The 24,043-nt window shown below is 44.8% G+C and carries 13 protein-coding genes; 5 read left to right on the forward strand and 8 right to left on the reverse strand.

All coding sequences use genetic code 11. The features are described from left to right. Nucleotides 1-13 precede the first annotated feature (13 nt). Complete coding sequence (locus BMZ72_RS03920) at nt 14-7,774, reverse strand: SpvB/TcaC N-terminal domain-containing protein (protein WP_089805439.1); 7,761 nt, start codon at nt 7,772-7,774, stop codon at nt 14-16. Between the two features lie 337 nt (nt 7,775-8,111). Continuing rightward, nucleotides 8,112-8,456 (reverse strand): winged helix-turn-helix transcriptional regulator, encoded by a 345-nt coding sequence (locus BMZ72_RS03925; protein WP_089805441.1) that lies wholly within the window; start codon nt 8,454-8,456, stop codon nt 8,112-8,114. 96 nt (nt 8,457-8,552) lie between these two features. Between BMZ72_RS03925 and BMZ72_RS03930 the strand changes: the two genes are divergently transcribed. From BMZ72_RS03930 to BMZ72_RS03940, 3 genes are all read left to right on the forward strand, one after another. After that, complete coding sequence (locus BMZ72_RS03930; protein WP_089805443.1) at nt 8,553-9,296, forward strand: SDR family oxidoreductase; 744 nt, start codon at nt 8,553-8,555, stop codon at nt 9,294-9,296. 20 nt (nt 9,297-9,316) lie between these two features. After that, nucleotides 9,317-9,694, forward strand: coding sequence for a DoxX family protein (locus BMZ72_RS03935; protein ID WP_089805445.1), 378 nt, complete (start codon nt 9,317-9,319; stop codon nt 9,692-9,694). A gap of 317 nt (nt 9,695-10,011) precedes the next feature. Continuing rightward, nucleotides 10,012-10,251: a hypothetical protein gene (locus tag BMZ72_RS03940; protein WP_089805447.1), complete on the forward strand. Its 240-nt coding sequence runs from the start codon at nt 10,012-10,014 to the stop codon at nt 10,249-10,251. 42 nt (nt 10,252-10,293) lie between these two features. On the opposite strand, the gene BMZ72_RS03945 is transcribed toward BMZ72_RS03940, so the two are convergent. The 6 genes from BMZ72_RS03945 to BMZ72_RS03970 all read right to left on the reverse strand — a co-directional run bounded on the left by BMZ72_RS03945 (nt 10,294) and on the right by BMZ72_RS03970 (nt 20,812). Then, nucleotides 10,294-12,915 (reverse strand): alpha/beta hydrolase family protein, encoded by a 2,622-nt coding sequence (locus BMZ72_RS03945; protein ID WP_089805449.1) that lies wholly within the window; start codon nt 12,913-12,915, stop codon nt 10,294-10,296. An 82-nt stretch (nt 12,916-12,997) separates the two neighbouring features. Beyond that, complete coding sequence (locus BMZ72_RS03950) at nt 12,998-13,918, reverse strand: hypothetical protein (RefSeq protein ID WP_089805451.1); 921 nt, start codon at nt 13,916-13,918, stop codon at nt 12,998-13,000. Between the two features lie 68 nt (nt 13,919-13,986). After that, nucleotides 13,987-15,471 (reverse strand): RagB/SusD family nutrient uptake outer membrane protein, encoded by a 1,485-nt coding sequence (locus BMZ72_RS03955; protein ID WP_089805453.1) that lies wholly within the window; start codon nt 15,469-15,471, stop codon nt 13,987-13,989. 10 nt (nt 15,472-15,481) lie between these two features. Further along, entirely contained in the window at nt 15,482-18,751 is a 3,270-nt protein-coding gene (locus BMZ72_RS03960) for a SusC/RagA family TonB-linked outer membrane protein (RefSeq protein ID WP_177222670.1), read from the reverse strand. A 241-nt stretch (nt 18,752-18,992) separates the two neighbouring features. Further along, nucleotides 18,993-20,138 (reverse strand): FecR family protein, encoded by a 1,146-nt coding sequence (locus tag BMZ72_RS03965; RefSeq protein WP_089805457.1) that lies wholly within the window; start codon nt 20,136-20,138, stop codon nt 18,993-18,995. 113 nt (nt 20,139-20,251) lie between these two features. Then, on the reverse strand, nt 20,252-20,812 hold the full coding sequence (locus BMZ72_RS03970; protein ID WP_089805459.1) for an RNA polymerase sigma factor: 561 nt from the start codon (nt 20,810-20,812) through the stop codon (nt 20,252-20,254). A 302-nt stretch (nt 20,813-21,114) separates the two neighbouring features. Here BMZ72_RS03970 and BMZ72_RS36780 point away from each other — a divergent pair, with 302 nt between their 5' ends. Further along, nucleotides 21,115-23,106: a family 43 glycosylhydrolase gene (locus tag BMZ72_RS36780; protein WP_218155198.1), complete on the forward strand. Its 1,992-nt coding sequence runs from the start codon at nt 21,115-21,117 to the stop codon at nt 23,104-23,106. Nucleotides 23,107-23,190: 84 nt separating this feature from the next. After that, nucleotides 23,191-23,958, forward strand: a complete 768-nt coding sequence (locus BMZ72_RS03985) for an SDR family NAD(P)-dependent oxidoreductase (RefSeq protein WP_089805461.1) — start codon at nt 23,191-23,193, stop codon at nt 23,956-23,958. Nucleotides 23,959-24,043 lie beyond the last annotated feature (85 nt).

The following is a 24,043-nucleotide window of genomic DNA, read 5'->3' on the forward strand; positions in this document are numbered from 1 at the left end:
ATGAACGTATATGTTATGGATGTACGGTTGTATTTGGATTGGCGATACTGTTGCCGCCTGACCACTTATTGGCCTGTCTGTCGTACCAGTACCATCCGCTGTTATGCGGAGAACCAAAGGCATTGGGCAGCAAACTGAAGATGAGGCCAAAGAGTAAGGTAAGCGGACCATACAACAGGTTCTGATCTTCGTGTCCTTCTTCATGATCTGCAGTACGGAGATTTGACTGGGACAGGTAGATCTGTTGTGCTGATTCATGTGCGTAGTAGTCCTGTATACTTGTATTACCTGATGCCTTGGCTGCTGCGCCTGATCCCTGGAAGAACACAAAAGGCCCGAGGGTGACCGCTTCGCTGAGTCCGCCGAGATTGAGGATACCACCATAGTTGCCAATGATGTCATTCTCGTTATTGGGACCACCAATTGAAATACTGGCGTACTCCCATTTATCACCTGCTGCTGCGGAATCATTATGGATGGCTACAATGAGATTGCCTATGGTGAAGTTGAACAGACTGAAAAGGAAACCTGCTACGGTGGCGGGTAGTCCCCAGGTGAGGTGACCAACGACCTCGAGGAAGTCTTCCAGGAAACCATCGTCTCCTGCAAACCAGTTCCAGAATTCAGTTGCCTTCTGTTTGGTCCATTCCCAGATGGCGCTGGCTGTTTCTTTGATCCAGTTCCAGGCAGTGGTAGCAGCCCCTTTGATCCAATCCCACGCGGCGCTGGCTGCTCCTTTAATACCTTCCCAGATGGTACTGGCTGCACCCTTGATCCAGTCCCAGGCAGAAGAGAGCGCACCTTTGATCCAGTTCCATACAGTGGTGGCGGCGCCCTTGATCCAGTCCCACAATTTGCCCAGCGCTTCGCCTATCCATCTGCCCAGGCCTTTCAGCCCGTTCAGGATACTGTCACCTATAGAACCACCTGCATCGCCGGATTTGGCGGCAGGACCTTCTCCACCTTTGGAACTGTCATTACCGCCTTTCCCGCCGCCCGCGCCACTTCCTGTGAGTGCAGTTAAGGCAGCTGCCTCTGTCAGTTCTTCTTTTTCCCTCTTTTCTTTGTTCTTCTTTTCGTTGGTTTCTATGGTAACCGCATCCGAGCAACAGGTACCACTGGTATCTGCGTACATGAGCGGATTGTTTTTGGCATATCGGTATACATTGAGGCCATCACCTATCCCTATAGGATCGGCGCTGAGCCATCTGCCTAACCAGGGCAGGTAGTAGCGGGCGCTGTGATACTGGAACCCGCTTTCTTCATCCCTTTCCATGCCGGTATACCGGTAGCGTTTATAGGCTGCTTTGATATCTTTGTCAATGGCCTGATAGGAGGTTGTACCGAAAGGATGGTATTCCTCATAACTGATCACACGTGCATCCTGATCTGTTTCAATACAGGCGGATCCCTGATGGTTATCGAACTGGTAACGTACCAGTTGTTGCGGACCCGCATCATTACCGGAGATACGTGTTTCTATCAGCGCAATGCGACGCGCATCATCCAGTACATGCAGGGTATTCCGCTGAAGGACGGGCGTATTGGCGTTGTCATATTCTTCAAACAATTCAACTGCACCCAGATAGATACGTTGTGATTTCTTCACGGGTGTGACGCCTTCTCCTGCCTGTCGCTCGGTGATCTTTCTGATCCGTTGACCGGCGCCATCATACACGTACCAGGTGGTTTCGGGTGTACCGGCATTTACGGCTTGTCTGGACACGGCCTGCAACTGGTCTTTGAAGTTCCATTGCATGAATGTGAGATGTGGCATGCCGGTGATATAGCCATGGGCAGGATGATGCGGATAATTAAAAGTCGTAATACCCGTTGTCGTAGAAAGCAGGCGGTTACTGGCTGCATCTGTGGTATAATCACGTGTCCAGTCGCCTCCCGCTGCTGTATGCTTCATCTGCTTCAGATTGCCCGCTGCGTCATACGCATACTCCTGCGTATAATTCCGCCAGCCGAGGGCATTCCCCTGACTATATTCCTGGAGGAAAGGAAAGTCGTTGAAGTTATCTGACGGATCAAAACCTGTTGTTGCCGCATGTTCCCTGCCGTTAGTACCGATCAGCCGGTAAATAGCATCATAGCGATAACGGGCAATACCTTCTATTTTCTGATTATTGAAGAACACTACGGGAATGTTCTTGTCTGTTATATGGGTGATATTACCACTGGGATCGTATGTGTAATAGTTATCCTGCAGCGGATCGTTGTTGTTACGTTTTGTTTCCAGGCGATTGAGCCGGAATGTGAACTGGTCATAGCTATATCTGGTGTTCACATCATTGCCATACACGATCCTTTTACGTTGTCCTTTTTCATTATAGTCAATGCTCTTCACGAAGAAGTTCCCGTTTACCCGGATCTCTCTCAGCAGACTCATTTCATTATACCGGGGTTCCAGTATACTACCATCCGGGAAGGTGTGACGGGTGATGCGGGCAATGGCGTCATATGCTGCGGCTGTCGGATAGGTAGCTGCTTCCAGTTTTGTGTCCGGATTAGGCAGAGACCAGTCCACCAGTTGCTTATAATCCGTGGTCAAACGCCGGTTGTACAATACGAGGTTACCCTTGGCGTCATAGTCCACCGATTCCAGTTTTCCGGCGGAGTCATAGGTAATATGCACCCTTCCCCGGAGGTTATGTTGTTTATTATCTGCTGCCGCTTCTCCATAACTGGTCCGGCTGAATACATTGTTCAGGGGTGCAGGACCATCACCACCGGTAACACGCGAGTCCAGCGGACGTTGCAGCGCGTCGTAGGTGAAGAGGAAGGTATGATTACGGCTGTCCCATGTCCTGATCGGTTTGCCGGTTACATTGCTGAATGCCCAGCGTTCACCTGCATCCATACTTTGCTGGTAACCTGCCTGTCCGAGCAGGTTATAGCGGTATCGCATCACCACATTATTCCGTGGATCGGTGATGGAAAGGATATTGCCTTCAATATCCATGGTGGTGAAGGTATTGTAAAACTCATCTGTACCATTGACCACATTATGCTCAACACCGAAGATGTCCCGGTTTAAAGGATCCAGGTGCATGGTAAATGGCGTGTTATTATGCGGGGCCGTTTGTTGTGCCGCTTCTTTTTCTCTCGCGGGGTCTTTGCCTGCCGCGATCAGTTCCACATCTATTTCATTGTTGATACGTTTCAGGTACCAGTTCGATAGTATGACGTTGTCATTTACATCATACACGACCCGTTTCCAGGGTGTGAAGAAGGTGCTTGTAAATGTTTCTTCCGGCATCACGGTACGCACTATTCTGCCCAGCGGATCATAGTAGACAATGGGGGAGATGCCTGTTTCCACAAGTTCCGGCTGTGATTCATAGAATGGAGTGACAGAGAAATACGGCTCAAACTGTTTTACCGGTTTGCCTTTGTTGTTGAGGATGATACGGCCATTACCCACCCATCTCAGTCTTTGCGGATTCTGCGCAGCAGTATCTACCTGTGTAACAGTATAAGTCCCGTCATTATTCACAATAACCCTGGTGGCAATACCCGGTGCAGCCTGCATTTTGGCCATGACCGGCTGACCGGTACCGCTGGTATATTCAAAGGCCATGAAGAGTTGCAGCGGATTGTCAGGTGATACGTCCGCATGATGTGTAGAGCGCGTGATTGTACATACAGATACCGGCGCACCATTGAGCCGGTATTTGTCGTAGTCGTATAGATAACGGATAGTAGCATGTTGCAGCAGTCCTGCGGCGCCTGTCATCAGTGCGACCGAGTCTTCTGTGTTGAAGAAGTTTGTTATGGCTGTTTGTTCAGCAGGCAGGGTGAGTGCTGTCAGTCCTGAGAGATCGTCTGCGATATCCAGTTCAGCGATACCATCGTTGTTGAGGTCTTTACCCAGGAAGGCCACTGCTTTTAACAGGCCTAACTCGTCATAAATGGATTGTGTAATGTTATCGTTGCTGTCTCTGACAATGGCAGGTTGCAGCGTACGGAAGTCGAAAGCGTCTACATGGGTGCTGTTCAGCAGCGCATCTTCCGTGGCATTGATCAGCAGGAAGTAGTCTTTGTAATAAGAGACTTTTGTGGCTGCTCCTGTAGGATCTGTATATAACAGCGGCGCATAGAAACGGACTTTTGCAGCTGCGATCGTCTCACCGGACAATACATTGTGAATGATCCCGGAAGGGACCCACCATCCCGGATGTCCCGGTCTTTGCACGAAATGTCCGCTGGTCATCAGCGGACCCGCTTCTGCGGGCGTGACCTTTGGTGCAAAGACATGTTGCAGCAGAGAGGGCGTAAATGCCAGCTGATACTGCTGATATTTAAGACCTACGGCTCCCTGCTGACCAAGCGCCAGTTCGGTTGTCAGGGTGTCGTCCAGGTAAGTGGTACACTGGTCTTCTATCAGTCTTCTGGCGGGAGGTATTCCGGCTGTCTGCTCATACAGTATTTCTGTGGTGGCAGCACTCAGGATATTGTTGAAGTCCGCTAACTGGTACAGTGTGCCTGTCTTCGGAATACCCGTCAGTTCATAGCTGCGGGAAGTGGCTGGTAAGCGTAGGCGATAGATGAGTGGTGTTACAATATCATTGGTGAACGTGAACTGGTTATAACAGATGAAAGTCCGGTTTTGCGCTGCGATGACCTGGGCAGGTAGAGTGACATCATCTTCCTGTCGGGGATAGACGATGGCCGCTTTTTCAAGTACGAGGCCGAAGTCGTCAACGACCGTATTGAGCGTGTGCGACATACGGGGATCAGCTATATTCCTTTCATACTGGATAGTGAGGGCTTCACTTTCGGTGACGGTGAAGACGGCATTTTTGTTTTGCGCACGTGGTTGCAGCAGTTTGATGTGACAGTTGTGTGTGGCGGTGTAAAAAGGCGTAAGGCCTCTTTTTATTTCGTCATCCGTAGGATTTACAGGTGGTGTATCCAGGGAGAATACTTCCTGCCGTAGCATCATGCCTTTGCAGATACGCAGGGCTTCGCGGTATTCTTCTGTGTTAAGCGCTGTGACCTGAGGTGCAATATTACCCGCAATAGTAATAACGGCATCCGGTAGCACCGGTTCCGTGGTGGCGACAGGAAACCCTTTCTGCTCCAGGACATTGTACCAGTATTCCTGTTCATATTGTGACAGGATCTTTTCCCGGTTGATAAAGACGCCGGTATGGTACCATGTTTTTGTCAGTACGGGGGGCTGGAACAGTGTCTCTGAGCTATCCATTTGTGTGCCGGCATTGTTTTTCTGCCAGGTGTCGTATAGATCCGTGTCGATCTGTTCCACCATACCGAAACCCCGGAACTCGCGTTCAGCATGATCATAGTAACCATGGTGATAGCGGTATTCGGCGCTGAACTTTGCGTTACTGATCTTGTCTTCCAACAGCGTTTTCTGTACGACATGCACCGGGAAGGGGAGCCGTGTGATCCAGGGTGTTCCTGCCTGTTTGTCTTTCAGGTAGAACCAGGTGGATGTTTTGTAGGCGACAGTTGTTTCCTTACCCAGGTTATTCCTGTATTTCGTGAGCAGGTGTGGCTTTTTGCTGTCCATCAGATCGATATACCGCATAGGAGCCTGACTGTCTCCGGGAAGATCAGATGACCATACGATACAGGCGGTGCCCGTACCAAGGAGGTCAACGACGGCGAGTTGTCCGGGTTTGCTGATGCGGAAGAAAGGATCGATGTCATGTGCTTCACTCCAGGCATTGCCACTCAGGTTGAGGAAGGAGAGAAACTTGTTTTTACCCAGGTAAATGAGATCGCTGACACCTGTACCGCTGATATCTGCCAGTTGGAGGAAAGCCGGATTAAAGTTATCAGGATGATCAAATACAGGAGCGTTGCTCATTGTCACCTTCGCCCCGAAGTTGCCGTAGCCGGTGTTAGGCCAGTAGCAGACCTCCCCGTTGCGGATCCTGACGATATCGGTAAGGCCGTCTCCGGTCATATCGGCCAGGAAAATGCTTTGTAGTGGATCAGAGAAGACAATAGCAGCACCCTGCTCTTCATCGATTGGTTTCAGGGTGTTTCTGCGGGCAGCATATCCTTTGGTCCCTTTGGAGGGAAACCAGGAGAAAACGTTGTCTTCACTCATCACAATATCAGGTAAGCCATCCCCATCAACATCAAAGAGACGAATATTGGGGTCTTTCGGCCTTATATTCGCTCTTTCTTCAAATGGGCGGAACCTTTGCCACTCCAGATCGTCAGACAGCGGGAAATAGCCCTGTAATCCCTCAGAATTGACAACAACCTGTTTGTTGCCATTGCCATCGAGGTCCTGTATGGTGAGGGTGCCTGCCTGGATACCGAGAAAGGAGGGTTTAGGGATGACCGGACTGGCATGCGTAAACCTTACTTCATGTGTTTCCTCCACATCGCCCAGGTTGCTTTTATAGTACCATCCGTTTCCCTGTTCTGAGAGGATGCCTGAGATCCCTTCGTTGTAGAGGTCTACCCACTGATAGGCGCTGCTGATACCTGCGGGCATATGCAGGGTGCTTTCCGGAGAGACGTTGCGGATATTTTTGTTCCACTGTAATTCCTGGTATTCGAATTCCAGCGGCGGGAATGCTCTTTTTGAGTAGGTGTTGTTATTGCGGATGTAGCCGGACTGCGCAACGGCAATGAGGTAGGTGAGTTCATGCTGTCCGCTGTTGTTGATGGAAGATCCTTTATGTGTCAGATCAAGCGAACGTACCAGGCAGGCATCATTTCCCAGTTCTTCAAAGTAGTGGAAAAGCAGGATCCTGCGGCAAAGCCGGTAGGTACGTATCTCAAAGCCTGCCCGGTGGTCAGAGAAAGGATCTTCCCGGCAGGGCCATGTGTTGTCAGGTGCGGGCCGGGGAATATTCAGATCGTGGTCACCGAAGTCGAAAACCAGTTCAAAGAAGTAGCGTTCATCTTCCGGAGAGGATGGATCATATACATCAGCCGGGTTCATGTAGTAAGGCACTCTGTTGGCGTATTTCACCCTTTTGAGATAACGGTTGGTGAAAGGTTGTATAACGGGAGCAAGCCTGTTTTTTTCATGCGTGGCCGAAGGCACGTTATCTCTGTTCTCCGCCTCATATTCATATCTGATCCAGTTGCCCATGCAATCGAAGCTGAACTCCGCCAGCCATTTGAAGATCTTTTCCGGATGATCGGGATCTGTCACCCTGCTGGCGTTGTTGCGGCCAAATATGGTGGTGATGTTATTGCGTGTGGTGACTTTCCAGTAGACGCCTTTATCCGGATGGGAGATCTGTTCGATGCGGGAGAAGCTGCCCTCCGTGCGCGGCCGGTAGGTCCTGATGGTGTAGTCGCCGGTAATGGTGATCTTAGGTTCCCATTTATCTGTATTGAATTCGAGTACAGGTACCAGGTCTTCCATGCCGGAGAAGATGAAGATGTCTTCTTCTGTGTAGGTGGGCAATTGTTTGTCCGTCCTGCGTTGTATAGCAGGGACCTCACAACTCCATCCAAGACCAAAGACGGTATTACCGCCACCGGAATTGTAGGACAATCCCATGGTAGGAACGAATCCATTCCTGGCAGGAGAGAGTGGAATGGGTATGCTGAATGAAGCAGTGCCGTTGGCGCCGTTCACTTCAAATTTTTCATCGATGGATTTAAGTGCCCCGCCTCCTTTGGGAAGATTTACCTGTGGAATTTGTAGTTGTATACTCTGTGACGCGCCGGATGGCTGCGGTTTTTCCAAAGCAGTGTTTACAGGTTCATTATTGGTATCTTGAGACGATGGGACACGTGCATTCCTTTTATTTATGTCCTCGAACATAAAAGGCGTGTTGTTTTGGGGTAAGTAAATATGGCTGTTAAATGTTGGGGTGTAACTCGATCTTTTATGGCTAGTTACCTATCAATGATATTTAAAATTACGATGAGTAGTTTAATCTGCCAAATAAATCAGGTGAAGGTATGATTGTGCTTAGCGGCTGAGATACATAGGATTATAGGCTGTAAATGATAGCGAGTACAATCCATCACCGGATGTTGACCAGCTATGGGCTAAATACGACCAGTTAGTAATTTATGCTTTGTGGGTAAACTGATAATAGTTACATTATCGAAGAACCGATTTTATTTTACTGCGTTAAATCGGCAATATCAGGTTATTATTGTCCCGTAATGGTCTTCCGATGGCTTTGCCCCCAACGTATCATCGCATTAATGACCTCTTTCAGTGTTTCGGCATATGGTGTTGAAGAATATTCAACAGTAACCGGTTTTGTATTGCAGACAGTCCGGCTTATCAATTGATTCATCTCCAGTTCGTGTAGCTCCTTTGTCAATATTCTTGGAGAAATTCCCGACTCCCGTGATAATTCCCCGAAGCGCTTTGTTCCCTGATTAACCAATATTGAAAGGATAAACAGCTTCCATTTTCCATTCACTACATACAGTGTATCCTGAATAGCGGAATGTACATTTTCGCATGCGACATCCTGATTGTCTTTCATATACTATCCTTTTTGTAACTACTTACATCTCTGTAACTGGCTACAAATCTACTGCTTTAATGGATAACCTTTGTGGATCATTTAAAACAATGGAAAATGGGAACATTTGAAGGTAAAGTAGTCGTTATTACTGGTGGTAATAGCGGTATAGGATACGCAACTGCAAAGGCGTTCAGGGAGCAGGGTGCATCCGTCACTATAACAGGAAAAAGGGAGGAACCCCTGAAAAAAGCAGCAGCCGAACTGAGTGTAACAGGCAAGTTAACAGATCAGGCTAGTTTACAGGATATTGATCAGCTTGTGACAGAGGTAAAGCATGCTTCCGGTAAAGTAGATGTACTGTTTATCAATGCAGGTGTAGCGTTTTTTGCCCCTGTCGAACATACGTCGGAAGAACAATTTGATACGATGGTCAATGTCAACTTTAAAGGAAGTTTTTTTACATTACAAAAATTCATTCCTATACTGAATGACGGTGCAGCTGTCATCTTTTTAACCTCAGGAAATACGGCGCTTGCCATGGAAAACAGTGCTGTTTATTCGGCCAGCAAATCAGCGGTCGGTCATCTGGCAAAAATAGCGGCCAAGGAACTGGCACCCAGAAAGATAAGGGTCAATACCGTTAATCCTGGTCCGACAGAAACAGCGATGCAACACAAATTTGGATTTGATGACGCGACACTCGAAGCCATGAAGGGACATATACTCACGCAGGTGCCATTGGCAAAGATGGGTAGACCGGAAGATGTAGCCCGGATGGTTCTTTATCTGGCTGATCATAGCCTCTCCTCATTTATCACAGGAGCGGAGTTCTTTATTGATGGTGGGATGGCTTTATAGTAACATTAAAACGGTTTGACATGACAACGAAATGGAGCAATATTACAGGATGGGTATTGAGTGGTATAGCGGGGCTGATGCTGGGCGCTTCCGCGATCGATAAAATTATACAAAGCGGACATGCACTGGAAATGGGTGCGTCCTTTGGATTATCAGCAGGGATATATTCACTGTTAGGCGTAATTGAAATTTTATCAGTGGCCTTGTTTCTTTATACGCAAACAGGCATTCTGGGGACATTACTATTGTCTTCATATCTGGGAGGAGCCATTGCTACCCATTTACAACATCACCAGGATGTCTTGTTTCCGGCATTTTTTGAAGTGTTGATATGGGTTGCTGCTGTGATACGTTTTCCGGAATTGACGCGCAGAATAACAAATAAGACAATAATGTAACTGAAATAGATGGGCAGTGAGTGCTTATCATTTTACAGAAGCCGACTTTTTTGATATGTGATTTATTTGGATTCAATCCAAATAGTATACTAACTTAGTAGGGTAATAGTGAGGAAATAGTTTAACCCAAAAATCCACCAAAGTTTAATCGAGGTTCTATTTGCTTTTTTCATTTATCTGGCATGGCGGGGATAACCCGGCAACTGCCGGACAGGTGGAAAAACTCAGGATATTTCTTTGGCCAAAAAATAAGGGCGTACCCGAAAACCCTAAGAACAGAGTAGGGAAGTACAAATTAAAAACCAAAAAACTATTTTATGAAAAAGGCTAGAATCGCACTTGCTGCTATCGCAATTTTCGCCGTTGCTGGTGGAACATTGGCATTCAAATCAAGAGCACTTGATTTCGTATATGTAGCTGGCGCTAACGGTCAGTTTACCAGCAAACTGTATGGTTACACTTTTGCTCCTGGTCAGACAACAGTTACAGGTAGAGCTACAACTATTTCTACTACTGCAACTACTATTCCAACCACCACTTACTACGTTGGTAACTGATAAATATAAGAAAGGTATGGTAACAACCATGCCTTTCTTATATCAATATCTATTTGTGCCGTCCATCCAGGATGGCATCTTTTTGTTTTTAAGATAATAGTCTAAAAATTCTGATAAACGTGTATAATAGTCAATTTGATTCACCTCGCTGACTACATGCCGGTCGCCTCGATAGGTCAACATCCAAACTTTTTTTCTAAGTCTTTTTAGTTCAGCAAAGAAAGATAATCCCTGAGAAAATAATACATTTCCGTCCTCGGTATTATGCATCATCAGCAAAGGCGTAGTAATATTCCTGGCATAGAATATCGGGGAATTTTGAACATACAGGTCCGTGCTGTCGCTTAACGAACTGACCACTTTTGGAGGACCGTCCTTGATATAGCCATCCCACATGGTACCTGCTGTTCCAACAGGCGTACTGTAAGATTCAATAATACTTGCTACACCGGCTGCAGATACCGCAGCAGCAAAAATATTGGAATGAGTAATGATATAGTTTACCTCATAGCCGCCAAAACTATGGCCTGTTATCGCCATCTTTGAAGTGTCAATCCACTTGTATTTTTTCAAATGATTGACAGCCGCTAATACGGAAGTTAGCGAACCTTCGCCAGGTTTCTTATGTTCGGTCATAATGTTGGCCTTAAACACAATATATCCGTTGCTGACTAATCTGCTTAAGTCTATATCTCCTCCTGAACCATTGCCTGGTGCTTCATATTTGTTAAGTTCAATACTTTTCTGTTCATAAATATTTATTATCAGCGGATATACTTTTGTCGAATCAAAGTTTTCAGGTTTGTATAAGATGCCTTCTAAATCATAACCCCTGGAGTCATGATACTTATGCAGTTCTGAAGTGAGCCAGTTATATTTCCTTTGTGGATTGATGTTTGATAGTGGTTTGAAATTCTTAAAGTCTGCCGTAAGATACAGATTGGGCGCTTCTCCGGCGCTTTCCATTCGTAGCAGGTACCTGCTTTTATCTCCTGCCTTGCGAATTTCCCGGTCAAGCTGAGGATAGAAAAGCTTCAGATTTCCTATATAAGCAGGTATGAAGTGTATGTCCCGGGGATTTAATACAGATCCAGGTTTCCATCTTTGAAAGGCTACCATTTTATTATCCAGATTTAGGGCGGATAATAAAAAAGTGTCATCTTTTTCCCTTAGAAGTCTGTACCTGGTAAGTGGTAAGTGATAGATGATATGTCCGTGTTGCTGCAAATCTGCGGTCAGGTTTACAGACTGTTGTCTGGCTGCCGGATCAACAAGATAAATATTGTAGGTTCCATTGATCAGTAAGTGCTTGTCATCAGAGAGCCAGCCGGCGATGCCAACCGGATATTGCGACTTTGGATAATCTTTAAGTCTGAAATCAAGCAAACTTTCCGTTTCGTTGCTTAATATCTTCCTGCACTGCATATCTGAAAGGGAAATACTATAATAAGCACTGAATGAAGGATCGTAGTAAACCAGATATTTTCCTCCCGGCGAAATTTGCATACTTTTTAGTGCTACAGGACTGTTCAATTTAACAGGGAAACGTTTCCCTGATGCAACTGAGCAGAGAAAGTAGTTATAAGCGTCCGTATACGTTTGATCTGTGCTGTCTTTTGCCTGGTGTCTGATGATAATATAATCATCTGGCGTTTGTTCCCTGGGCGTTTCAAGTATAGTCTCGTCATTAGCTTGTGTAAGTGTTATAATTTCTTTATTGTTCAGGCTAATTCTCGCCAGTAAATCAGTGATGGTGTCATTTATATTTGTTCCTTTGAAATCAGCTGTTTTAAGAATAGCATCATGGTAACTGGAGATGACAAGATTTGGATTTTTAGCTGCCGGCTTTATTGACTGCTGTAGCGTTAAGAACAAATAATGATTATTACTGCTAAATTTGAAAGAACTTCCCGCACACGCATGGGCATTATTATTAGTACGATCTTTCTGCCGTTCGGAATATAGACAGCTGGGAATACCAATATTTGTTTTTCCGATCCATAGCTGCGTAAGCTGGCTGCTATCAGTCCAGAATGCAAATTGCTGGTCAATGTTATCGAAGATGATATTATTTATTCCAAAGCCGTTGAATACTGTTGTGTAAGCGGCATCTATTAAACTCACAAGTACTAACCTTTCTATGTGCTTGTTATTAAGTTGCCGGAGCAGCAAATATTGTTGATTATGACTGACTACAAAATCTGATATGCTGTCCAGGGAAATCTTTTTGTTGTCGCGAAATCTGATGATAGAAAGCGTGTTGTTTTGTGCCGGGCGTTGGAGTAGCCAGAGATCTTGACCTGCTTCGAGTAATTTGAAACTGCTGACATCAGGTACAAAGCTCACTTTTTTGGTAGTTAAATCCAGTTTTAATAACGTGTCCCTGGATATTGCAAACAGCATATTACTTCGATTGTCAAATACAGGATCTGTTAATTCATCAAATTGTATTTGCCAGCCGGTCTGCGTTGCCCTTACCACCGTCTTTGTTTCTCCCTCATGCCCTGTTTGCATGTTGTAGCAGACATAGCGTCCATCATTACTTATGTTTCCATAGCCTATGGATGGCCATGATTTAAAAGTATCTATCCTAAGTGGAGGCTTTTGAGCGTAGGAAGTAAAGACTAAATAGAGTAAGCAATGTGTAAAAAAAAGTGTCTTCATTTATTTAAACGAGCTTGATACCGGGTGTTTGATAATCACTGAATTTAAATAAGAATCCTGCAGTGTTAAAGCAGTTATATAGTTACAACCAGGTTGGTTGATCATTCTTCATTTTTTTAATTTTTTCTTCATATTCTTTAACGCTGGCCCAATCATTTTTATCCTTGGCAAGAATGACTGCTTTTTCTTCAATTGCAATTGCCTTATCCTTTTTTCCCAGCTTATACAGAATACAGGAATATGTATCTATCCTGGTATAACGGTTGGGATCAGCGTCCACAACTTTCTCCATATAGCCCGCACATTTATTCAGGACATTTTTATCACTTGAATGATAAAATACGGTTCCATAAATGAAATCGTTCAAAAAGGCAGCGCCGTTTCCGGTAGTTTCTACTCCCTCTCTTTCTAGTCTGTCCATATGACTATTAATGTAATTTGTCCAGTCACCGGTTTCTTTGTACCAGTTCGATTTTGCTTCGAAAACAAGTTTTGGAATTCTGTCAGCCCCGTACCTGTCAGATAATTGCTTTTCCAGGACACTCCAATCAGCCGGATGCTGCAAAGGTTTACTATTCATAAAGGCCTGGGGACGGATCAGATCATAAAAAATCACCCTTCCCGTAAACCATCTCGAAAAGCCAGGGTCACCAATCAGGCTATCAGATTGTACTGACTTCGTTTCCATATAGCTAAATAAAGGATCTTTTGTAGTGAATATTTTATTAAAAAAAGCCAGGTATAGCCTCAATCCGGGGGAGAGTGCATCTTTAGGTGCTGTCCGGTCTATATAGCGGGATTTATATGCTTTGGCAAGATTGAGTGCCGAACTATCTTTTCTTAACTCGTTTTCTGTAAGCACTAAAGATAGGAGCGCCTCTTTCCCAATAGTACCCTTCCTGTATTCCTGTTGCATAGATTGGTATTCGGCCTCATTAATCGTTGACTGCGCAAAACCTGATAAAGGCAAAAGCAGTAGAAACCTGGTAAGTGTTTTTTTCATGTCTAAGTATATATTTTAGCTTTGTGTGATATTACTGAAGAAGCAAATTTTTGTTTAACTATACTTTCTTAGTTATATCCTGGATTTTGCCTGAGAAGCGGACTTAATAGTATATCTGAAATGGGGATGGGATAAAGTGCTTTAAAGGATTGCCAGCTACCGTTTTTTGTGACCGCAGCTTTACTCATTATTTTATCAATCTGTCCTGTCCTCCGAAGGTCAAACCATCGATGACCTCCTTCCATAAATAGTTCGACGCGGCGTTCGTTGAGGATAAGGGTTCTAAGCTCAGTTTGTGTAAGCCCTGCCGGGAGATCGGGTAGTGGATTTGGGACTTGCTGAGATATGTCTCTACGTGATCTCGAGCGCAGTACATTTAAATCCGCAATAGCACCGGAAGTATTATTTTGCTCATTCCGTGCTTCCGCGCGGATAAGATATTGTTCGGCGAGGCGTAGCAGAATCGTATATTCGCTTACTTCGGCGTCGCCAAATTTGACTTTATATTTGGCCGGGTAGGAATAATCCTGATTGCCAACGCTTACATGGCCAATCCACGCTGTTTTGCGTTGATCCCCGGGTTCAAAACTATTAAGCAGTGCATCTGAGATATAAAGTGGATTCACGTCATTCGGCCCGCCATCAGGTAGTACGAATAATTCTCCCTCATCGGTATTAAACTGTTTTTTTACGGGTTGTAATGACCATATAGTTTCCTTGCTGTTCTTTTTAAATATTTCAGAGAGCGGAATGTTTGAAGTATACATCGCAGTTTTCTCAATCACTTTAGTGGCGGCAGCCTCTGCTGCGGGGTAGCGTTTCATATATAAGTTGACCCTTGCTGTCAATGCATTTACAGCGGCCATATTGGGACGTATTCGTTCGCTGCTTGCATTGAGCAGGGTTTCGTCTACATAAATATTGTCGAGTTGCTTCCCCGCGATATCCAGGTCAGCAAGCATTTGTGTGTATATTTCATCTGTTGCTGTCCTGGGTACTTTAATACTTTCCTGATAGATGCTGGTAGTTAAAAGTGGTACATCTCCATAAAGATTGACCAGGTAGAAATAATGATAGGCACGAAGGAAATATAGCTCTCCCAGTAATCTGTCGCGAATCATGATATTCAGATTCACCGATGCGCTAAGCCCCTCTATTGCGGTGTTAATTGAATATATGATTGAATATAATGTGTTCCAGAAAGGAACGCTGATATATCTCTGGTCAAGTTCATTTTGATAATGTCTGGTATAATTGAGGTTTGCATTTACACTAAACAATCTCAGGTTGTCAGCCGAAAGTTCAGGATAAAGGGAAATGGCTGTTGGCCCCTGATCATAAAAAGTGTTACTCATCCTGGCATAAATGGCAGTCACTACTGCTATAGCTGTTGAATTGTCATTATATACATTTGAAGCATTGACGCTGGTTACTGGGGCGGGTAACTCCAGATATTTTCTGCAACTGTATAGAGAAAGAACTATACAGATGCAACAAAAATAGAGAGCCGGATTTCTGTAAGAGAATGTCTTATTATGTATTTGAATGCTCATCGGTGGAAGATTATAAGGTGAGTTGTACGCCTGTTGTGAAAAGTTTAAGCGGTGGCAGCGTAGCGCTCAGCTGCGATTCCGGATCTGAACCGAAATAATTCGTAAATGTCAGTAGGTTTTGTCCCTGAACGAATATGCGAGCCTGTGATAAACGAGCCTTCTTCATCCAGTGTTCTGGCAGATTGTATGACAAAGACACATTTTTAAGACGGATATAAGAGGCGTCGGAATAAGCCGCATCACTAGATCCAATGGCGAGTAAAGGATCGAGTATCTCCCCGAAGTTGGTCGAGATCTTTTGGAACAAAGCGTGGTCCCCGGTATGCTGCCATCTGTCTAGCAAACTTGAGGGCTGATTGAGCATTTGAACGCCGGGGGCTCTTCCAAACTTGTAGTTAACGCCGGTCTGTTTTACAAACTGGAAGAGGAAATTGATATTTAAACCTTTATAGGTGACTGAATTATAAAAACCTCCATAAAACTTTGGATTCACATTCACTAACGCGGTCTTGTCAGTTGGATCAGCCGGACTGGATGTCGGCTTACCATCGCTACCCAGGTATTCAAACAGACCGGTTTCCGGGTTTACACCAATGAGGTGAAAGGTTCTGATAATGTTTGTCGGTTGTCCGATGATGAATTGATTGAAATTATTGCTTCCCTGTAAATTGGGGTAATCGACAAGCTTATTTCTGGGGATCGTTAGATTAAGTGAGGTGCTCCACTGTACCTTTTTTGCTTTGAAAGGAGAGGCGGCTAATAAAAATTCCCATCCTGAGTTTTGTACCGTTGCTGGTAAATTCCTTCGGAATATCGGAAAGCCGGTATAAGCAGGTACATTATCATTCAGTAACTGATTGGAAGACCGGTTCCTGAAGAAATTTGATGTTAAAGTAATGGCGTCGTCGAGAATACCCAGGTCCAGACCAAAGTTTAATTTTCTAGTCTCTTCCCATTGCAAATAGGGATTAGAGAATCCATTTACGATCAGGCCACTGGTGTTTTGGTAGGGAATGTCTGTATAATATACGTCATACAAATTTAGAAAACCGTATTCACCGATCTGATCATTTCCGGTTGTACCATAGCTAATTCTTAATTTACCGGTGCTAAGCCAGGGAAGGATCTTGTTTATAAAGTGTTCTTTATTGAACAGCCATGCCCCGCCGACAGAGTAGAAGCTATTAAATAGACTCTCAGGTCCGAAACGGCTGCTGCCATCCCGACGGGCCGTCAAATTGATGACATACCTGTCGTTGTAACGATAGTTCAATCTGCCGAAAATAGCAGAGTACCGGTATCTGAATGTGGTATTTCCGGTAAGTGTAATACTGGTAGCCGACTGTACATTTTTCAGTTGTTCATCCGTGCTGAATCCTGTGGCATTGTATGTTGTACGGGCATTGTTATTGTCCTGAAATGTGCCGCCAAGTAGTGCATCAAAATGCCCTTGGAATAACTTTCCGACATATGTCAGCTGTGGTTCAATAATATATGAGGAGATAGCGCCGCTTCCATAGGTTACGCTTCTCTTAAGAAAGGTTTTGTCTGGTCTGAAAGAACTCTGAGGACTAACATTTGTTTCATCGTTGGTAATTCTGTTATATCCGAATGTTGATTTTATTTCAAGCCCTGGTATTATTTCATAGCCAATCATGGCGTTACCCAATAAATTGTAGGTTTTAGCATTATACTTCATATTCATCGCTGCCAGTGGATTGTCGAAGCTATAGGCGGTTGGATTATTAGGTACTTTCTCCCAATTCAAGGTGCCATCGTCGTTATAGAGTTTTGGGGCGTTCGGCGCCAGTGTTACTGCTGCTGTCATCAGATCCATTGCATACAGGCGGTTATTGTCATGCAAATAGGTACCAGAGAGATTAAACTTTAGTTGCTGATTGGTTGACAAATGATTGATATTGAACGTCAGATTGACTTTCTTATCATTGAGATCACCGGGATATACAGTAGTTTGCCGGTTAAATCCTATTGCGGTTCTAAATTGAGTATTGGTATTCCCTCCCGAAATGGAAGCTTGTATGTCTGAAAACTGAGCGGTTCCGCCAACAAGGACATTTTGCCAGTTTGTATAACGGTTCTGGTCCCATACTCCGTTAATATCGTAGTCGCCGGGGCCAGGTGCGTTTCCCCCATTTTTATAAGCTTCTTTACGAAGTGCTATATATTGTGTTGTATTGAGGAGGTCCAGTTTACGTGTGATCTTGCCCCATCCGGTTTGTGATCTGATATCGATAACTGTTTTTCCGGACTTTCCTTTTTTAGTAGTAATCAGGATTGCCCCATTTGCAGCTCTTGATCCATAAATAGCGGTTGCATCCGCATCCTTTAATATTTCAATACTTTCAATGTCGGCGGGGTTGATATAACTGAAATTGTTGCCCCCACCATATCCGTAAGCAGTTCCTGATATTGTGCCCAGGTTATTTACCGGATAGGGCATCCCGTCAACAACATAAAAGGGTCCATTGCCGTTTGAAATACTGTTATATCCCTGTATAACTACATTTAACGCACTTCCAGGTGCACCACCTGTTTGTTGTACTATCAAACCGGGGACTCTTCCTGACAAGGCAAGGATGGGATCATTCACCGGCTGAGTCGCAATTTCCGCAGCACTGATACCATTAATATTACTCGTTGCGTATTCTTTAGCTACTTTTCCATATGCCACTATTTGTATCTCCTTTAGATCGGCGTCAGTCTCTTTGAGTACGATAGTTAGAGAAGTGGTATTCTCATAAGTCACTTCTTTTGTTTCACGACCAATCATTCTGAATAATAAGGTTCCTTTATCTGGAATGTCTTCGAAGGAAAAATTTCCTTGTTGGTCTGTAATATCCATCTTACTATTCTTTTCCTTCAATATCACCGACACCCCCGGCAACGGATTCCCCTCTTCATCCGTCACTTTCCCTCTCACCGTGATCACCGAAACAATCCCACCCGCTTTATCTGCGGCCAGCTTCTCCACCGGCTTTATCGTGATCATTTTACCTTTAATCACATATTCAAACGGCTGCCCCTTAAAAACGACCGCCAATGTATTCTCTAAGGTCGCATCAGTAACCGATACCGATACAGGAGATGCTTTCTCCAGGTATTCAGAAGAAAAAAAGAAGTAATACCCGGTTTGTTTGCGGATGCTCTGCAAGACTTCCCGCAGGGGGGCATTCTTATAGTTCAGTGTAATTTGCTGTGCAAAGGTGGCAGCTGTTATTTGCAGACTAATGATGGTACACAGTACAATGAGCTTCATCATAAGTAAATACTTAATTAGTTTGGTTGTTTGGACATTTTGCCGGATGGGATAATACGGCCTGTCCTCATTGCATTGGTAGCAATAATTCATAGTTTTGCATTGTTAGTGGTGAACTAATGTTTAATTACGTTGGTGTAGTTGATCCTTAGTAAGCGCTATACTTCTCCAGTTCCCGCTGCAATCGGGAACTGGTTACTTTTACTCCTTTAGATGCTTTAGCTGTTTGGTTGGTTTTATCCGTTTATTGTCTGATGATCTTTCTTCCCGCTATTTTAAATTTCACATGACTGTTTTCGGCAATTACATTCAATAATTCTGATAATGGCTGGTCGCTGGGAATCTCTCCATCGAAAGTGATCTCCGGTAATGCGATATCTGCTGTTTCCACATCGTACCAGCGACATAATTGCCTGAGTACGGTTTGAACCGGTGTCTTCCGGAAAACGAAGAGTCCATCTTTCCAGGAGCTCGCCTCGTCGGCATCTATCGTGACAACCTGAAGGCCCTGGGCTGTCTGAATAGCCTGTTGTCCGGGTTTTAATGTTTTTGAGGGAAGGCGCGGACCGGTAAGCAGGATACTGCCTTCGGCAAGTGTTGTTTTAACGGTTTCTTCGGGATAACAGCTGATATTGAAATGGGTACCCAGCACCTTTACTGTTTGTGTACTGGAGACTACCAGGAATGGACGAGTCACATCCTGACTGATCTCAAAATAGGCCTCACCGCTGAGTTCGACTGTACGGTTATGGCTGCCGAATCTGACAGGATACCGAAGACTACTGGCAGCATTTAATATAACCAGACTTCCATCAGGCAGATTGATCTGATACCGGCCTCCGTTAGGTGTGGTTACAGTGTTGTAGTTGTTATCCGCGCGTACAGCGGTATCGGCAGCATAGTTTGTTATATAAGTTAGTTGTCCCTTACCATTCTTCGTGATGATCGTGCCACTTTGCTGTGCAATAGTACCATTACTGCTATCATTCAGGAGTATTTCCTCGCCATTGGCTAAGGTAAGGATAGCCTTATTGGACCCGGGCTGCCGGTCGTGCGCTTTATTATAGGAATAGAGCTCTTCAGTGCTTTGCCGAGAATGCCCGGATCTTATTGTATTGAAGTACACAATGCCTGTTGCCATTAGCATAGCAATGGTAACGGCCGCGGCCCATATATGGGCAGTATGCTTGTTGGGGCGTCGTACTAACGCGTGTCTCGCCAATGCCTCCTGCCAAACTCTTTCATGCGCTTCAGCAGAATGCGGATATTCCAGATCCGGGGCGTTCTGTTCCAGATCAGCATACCAGCGTTCCATGAATGCCAGTTCTTCCGGACTGCATTCGCCGGATCTATACTTCCTTAGTAATTCAGCTACTTCCTTTTCCGTCATGATGATTTCACGCTAAAGTCTTTATCACAGGTTTTTATGAATACCCTTACAAGTGATTAAGACAGCCGGATAAAGAGATATGTATACAACGATGAAAAATATTTTTTAAAATGCTACCAGATGAAGAATAGTGTGAGTTTTGAGCGGAGGATCTTCAGTGCTCTGTTGATCTGGGTGTTAACGGTCCCTTCTGTTACCCGGGTAGCCTGGGCTATTTGTCTGCGGGAGAGATTGGCTTTTCTGCTTAAGTCGAATATTTCCTTCATCTTCGGTGGAAAGCAGGCTACAGCATCTTCTATGCGGCGTTTCAAATCGCGTTCAAGCACCAGTTCATCGGTAGCATACTCGCCTTTCTCGTAGAACTCTCTGATAGAATTGATATACTTCTGCCGATGCTGGTCTTTGTCAAACTGATTGAGGATACTATTTTTTACTGATTTATAGAGATAGGATTGAAGGGATGTATTGATCTTTATTGCTTCGCGGTTAGTGAGTAAATTAGCAAATACATCAGATACAGTGTCTTCAGCCAGATCATCATCTCCCAACATCTTTTTTGCATAGTTGAGCAGTAATTCTCTGTACCGTATATAGACCTCCTTTACGGCAGCCTTGTCTGCATTTGGCAGTCGGTCAGCAAGTTCTGCATCTGTAAGAGACGCTACAATACCCATAGTTTACTATTAGCCAGTTTAATAATTACCATAGGGATAAATTAATTGATTACAATAATGTCAGGTGGAAACACTACTATAATGAGCATATTAATGCAGTATCTGATGTACCGTTTTATTCATATGATTAGTAAAACGAAGGGAATATTTGCGGTAAATGTAATTTATCTGAGATCGTTTTTTGTTAATGGCAGGTTAATGAAATCTATTTTCACAGATCCTCCATTTTTACCGATCCAATAAAATCTGAAAAAATTATTTAAATAGTCACTATGTTTAGTGACCCGAACAAACCCATAAAAATGCAGTTTCGTTATTTCACGACGGTCATTGCCGTTCTGCTGCTTGCGGTAAAAGGTCTATCCGCACAGCATATTCCACGTATGTATTTCACTGATACATCCTCAGGTAAACCTATTGCCAAAGATCCGAAGGTGATACATTTCAAAGATGCCTACTGGATGTACTATTCGATTCCCGGAAAAGCTGGCGCCGGTTGGCATATTGGTATCGCCCGGAGTACCAATCTCACGGACTGGCAAAAGGCCGGTGAGCTGAACGGTACGGAGGCATATGAGAAAAATGGGCTGTGTGCGCCGGGTGCGTTGGTCCGTAATGACACCGTACATCTTTTTTATCAGACCTACGGCAATGGTCCTAAAGATGCTATCTGTCACGCTTACTCCACTGACGGGATCCATTTTCAGAAAGATGCCAGTAACCCTATATTCCACCCTTCTGGTGACTGGAATAATGGTCGTGCGATAGACGCGGAAGTCGCCTTTTATAAAGGACAGTATTTTCTCTATTTTGCTACGCGTGATCCGAAAGGAGAAGTACAGATGCAGGGTGTGGCAACTGCCCCTGGCGGTACGGATTTCTCACGGGAACACTGGACACAGGCCAGTGATGCTTCCATATTAAAGCCCGAATTACCATGGGAAGGTAAATGTATTGAAGCCGCTTCTGTGATTGAAAAAGAAGGTAAGTTATATATGTTTTATGCGGGGAGTTATAATAACGTACCGCAGCAGATCGGACTGGCAGAAAGTACAGATGGTATCCACTGGACGCGCACTGCATCCGTTCCCTTTCTGGCAAATGGTGCCGCTGGTGAGTGGAATCATAGCGAGTCTGGTCACCCGGACATTTTCAAAACAAAAGACGGAAAATACTACCTGTTTTTTCAGGGTAATAATACCGGTGATGGACAATCCTGGTATCTGTCCAACCTGGAACTGAACTGGCGTCAGGGATTACCTGTCATCGCTGCGCAGGGTAATGCTGCACAGTCGTTTAAGATTGAAAAAGGGAAAGACGTATGGTTGCTAACCTACTTCCGCCAGCGTTACCCCACCCGCATAGAAATCGATGCACAGGGAAAGACGATAGAAGTGCCATTGCCCAACCCGATGTTACTGGAGAAAATGCATATGGCTTTGTCCAATGATGGCCGTCACTGGACGCCTTTAAATGATAATAAGCCTGTCTGGGATCAGCATGTGCGTGACCCTTATGTGCGCCGCGGACCAGATGGTTTATGGCGGATCTTATCGACAGGCGGCGGTGGTAAGGACCGCCAGAAGGTAGGACCCAGTTGTCTTTACCTTACTTCACCGGATCTGATTCACTGGAAAGTAGAAGGCACATTACCTTTGATGAAAGACGTGCGTAGTGATTCCGGTGCTATACTGGCACGGAATATATGGGCGCCTGAATGGTTTTATGATAAAAAGGCCAGAACATATATCCTGATCTGGTCATCCTCATATGAAGATGCAGGCTGGAAGAACAGCCGTCTGTGGTATTGTACAACCCGTGACTGGAAGACTTTCTCGCCCGCCAAAGTGTTTTTCGAACCACCTTATTCAGTAATAGATGGCACTTTACTGGAACATCAGGGGAAGTATTATCTGTTTCATAAAGAAGAAGAATTTGGTGCTAAAACCGGTGAAAGAAGAGCGATCCGGGTGGCCGTCGCTTCAAATGTATACGGTCCCTATAAGATCATTGAAGGCGATTTAAATAAAGGTCAGATCGTGCCGGTTATTACAGAAGGACCTACAGCAATAAAAGACCCGCATCAGAAAGGCTGGTTGTTGTTATATGATTACTGTATGACAGACCGCTTTGGCGCTTCTTATTCCCCTGATCTCTATCACTGGACGGTAGAACAGGATGTAGCATTCCCGGATGCAGCACGTCATGGTTGCGTGTCGGTTATAAAGCCGGATGAAGCGAAGGCATTGATTGAGGCATTTGGGATAGCCGCTCCCTCACCATCCCAACCGTGATATTTATCACATTCCTTATTTGATAAATGTCATTGGGGCCAGGCATGCCACCGACTTAATTTTGCTATACAAAAACAAATAATCATGAAACTAAAGAATAAGGTAGCAGTCATCACGGGAGGAAATAGTGGTATAGGATTTGGCATTGCGGAAGCATTCAGGAACGAAGGCGCATTGGGCGCTATCGTGGGTAGAAACCAGGAAACCCTCGATCGTTCGGTAACAGCGTTAGGTGACAATTTCATTGGTATCAATGCGGACGTTACAAAGTTTGAAGATCTGGAACGTATATTTAAAAATACGGCCGAAAAGTTTGGTCTGATAGATACTATCGTAGTAAATGCCGGCGGTGCTGTAGATGGTGCGCAAATGGCATCTATCGCTGTTACGACGGAGTCGGACTATGACCATTATATGAACCTGAATTTAAAGAGCGTTTATTTCACTATCCAGAAGGCATTGCCTTATCTGAAGGACGGCGCTTCTATTGTATTGATCGGTTCAATAGCTGGACACAGGGCGTTCCCTGGTCAGTCGGTATATGCAGCTGCCAAGGCAGCGGTCATTTCTTTCGCCCGTGGCTTTTCGCTTGATCTGCTGGACAGAAAGATCAGGGTCAATGTATTGTCTCCTGGCACGATAGATACACCTGTGTTTGGTAAATTCCTGGCCCCTGAACATATTGACCATGTCAAAAACCTATGGGTGGATATCATCCCGGCTGGCAGGATCGGACAACCTTCCGATATCGGAAACGCGGCCGTATTCCTGGCCTCAGATGAGTCCTCTTTTGTAGTAGGCACTGAGATCATATCCGATGGCGGTGCATTGAGTATGACCATCCTCAAATAATACAAAATAACATAGGTATAGAAGCCCCGTTAACAGCGGGGTTTCTTTATTGTACGCATCATTTGAAGCATATTTTCCAGCGCCG

The sequence above is a fragment of the Chitinophaga sp. YR627 genome, from assembly GCF_900114995.1.
Lineage (GTDB): Bacteria > Bacteroidota > Bacteroidia > Chitinophagales > Chitinophagaceae > Chitinophaga.

What these genes read in the sequence shown, in the direction of transcription:
- BMZ72_RS03970 (WP_089805459.1), bottom strand. Translation starts at nt 20,812, where the DNA reads ATGGGTATTGTAGCGTCTCTTACAGATGCAGAACTTGCTGACCGACTG.
- BMZ72_RS03925 (WP_089805441.1), bottom strand. Translation starts at nt 8,456, where the DNA reads ATGAAAGACAATCAGGATGTCGCATGCGAAAATGTACATTCCGCTATT.
- BMZ72_RS36780 (WP_218155198.1), top strand. Translation starts at nt 21,115, where the DNA reads ATGCAGTTTCGTTATTTCACGACGGTCATTGCCGTTCTGCTGCTTGCG.
- BMZ72_RS03930 (WP_089805443.1), top strand. Translation starts at nt 8,553, where the DNA reads ATGGGAACATTTGAAGGTAAAGTAGTCGTTATTACTGGTGGTAATAGC.
- BMZ72_RS03985 (WP_089805461.1), top strand. Translation starts at nt 23,191, where the DNA reads ATGAAACTAAAGAATAAGGTAGCAGTCATCACGGGAGGAAATAGTGGT.
- BMZ72_RS03920 (WP_089805439.1), bottom strand. Translation starts at nt 7,774, where the DNA reads ATGTTCGAGGACATAAATAAAAGGAATGCACGTGTCCCATCGTCTCAA.
- BMZ72_RS03940 (WP_089805447.1), top strand. Translation starts at nt 10,012, where the DNA reads ATGAAAAAGGCTAGAATCGCACTTGCTGCTATCGCAATTTTCGCCGTT.
- BMZ72_RS03965 (WP_089805457.1), bottom strand. Translation starts at nt 20,138, where the DNA reads ATGACGGAAAAGGAAGTAGCTGAATTACTAAGGAAGTATAGATCCGGC.
- BMZ72_RS03945 (WP_089805449.1), bottom strand. Translation starts at nt 12,915, where the DNA reads ATGAAGACACTTTTTTTTACACATTGCTTACTCTATTTAGTCTTTACT.
- BMZ72_RS03960 (WP_177222670.1), bottom strand. Translation starts at nt 18,751, where the DNA reads ATGATGAAGCTCATTGTACTGTGTACCATCATTAGTCTGCAAATAACA.
- BMZ72_RS03955 (WP_089805453.1), bottom strand. Translation starts at nt 15,471, where the DNA reads ATGAGCATTCAAATACATAATAAGACATTCTCTTACAGAAATCCGGCT.
- BMZ72_RS03935 (WP_089805445.1), top strand. Translation starts at nt 9,317, where the DNA reads ATGACAACGAAATGGAGCAATATTACAGGATGGGTATTGAGTGGTATA.
- BMZ72_RS03950 (WP_089805451.1), bottom strand. Translation starts at nt 13,918, where the DNA reads ATGAAAAAAACACTTACCAGGTTTCTACTGCTTTTGCCTTTATCAGGT.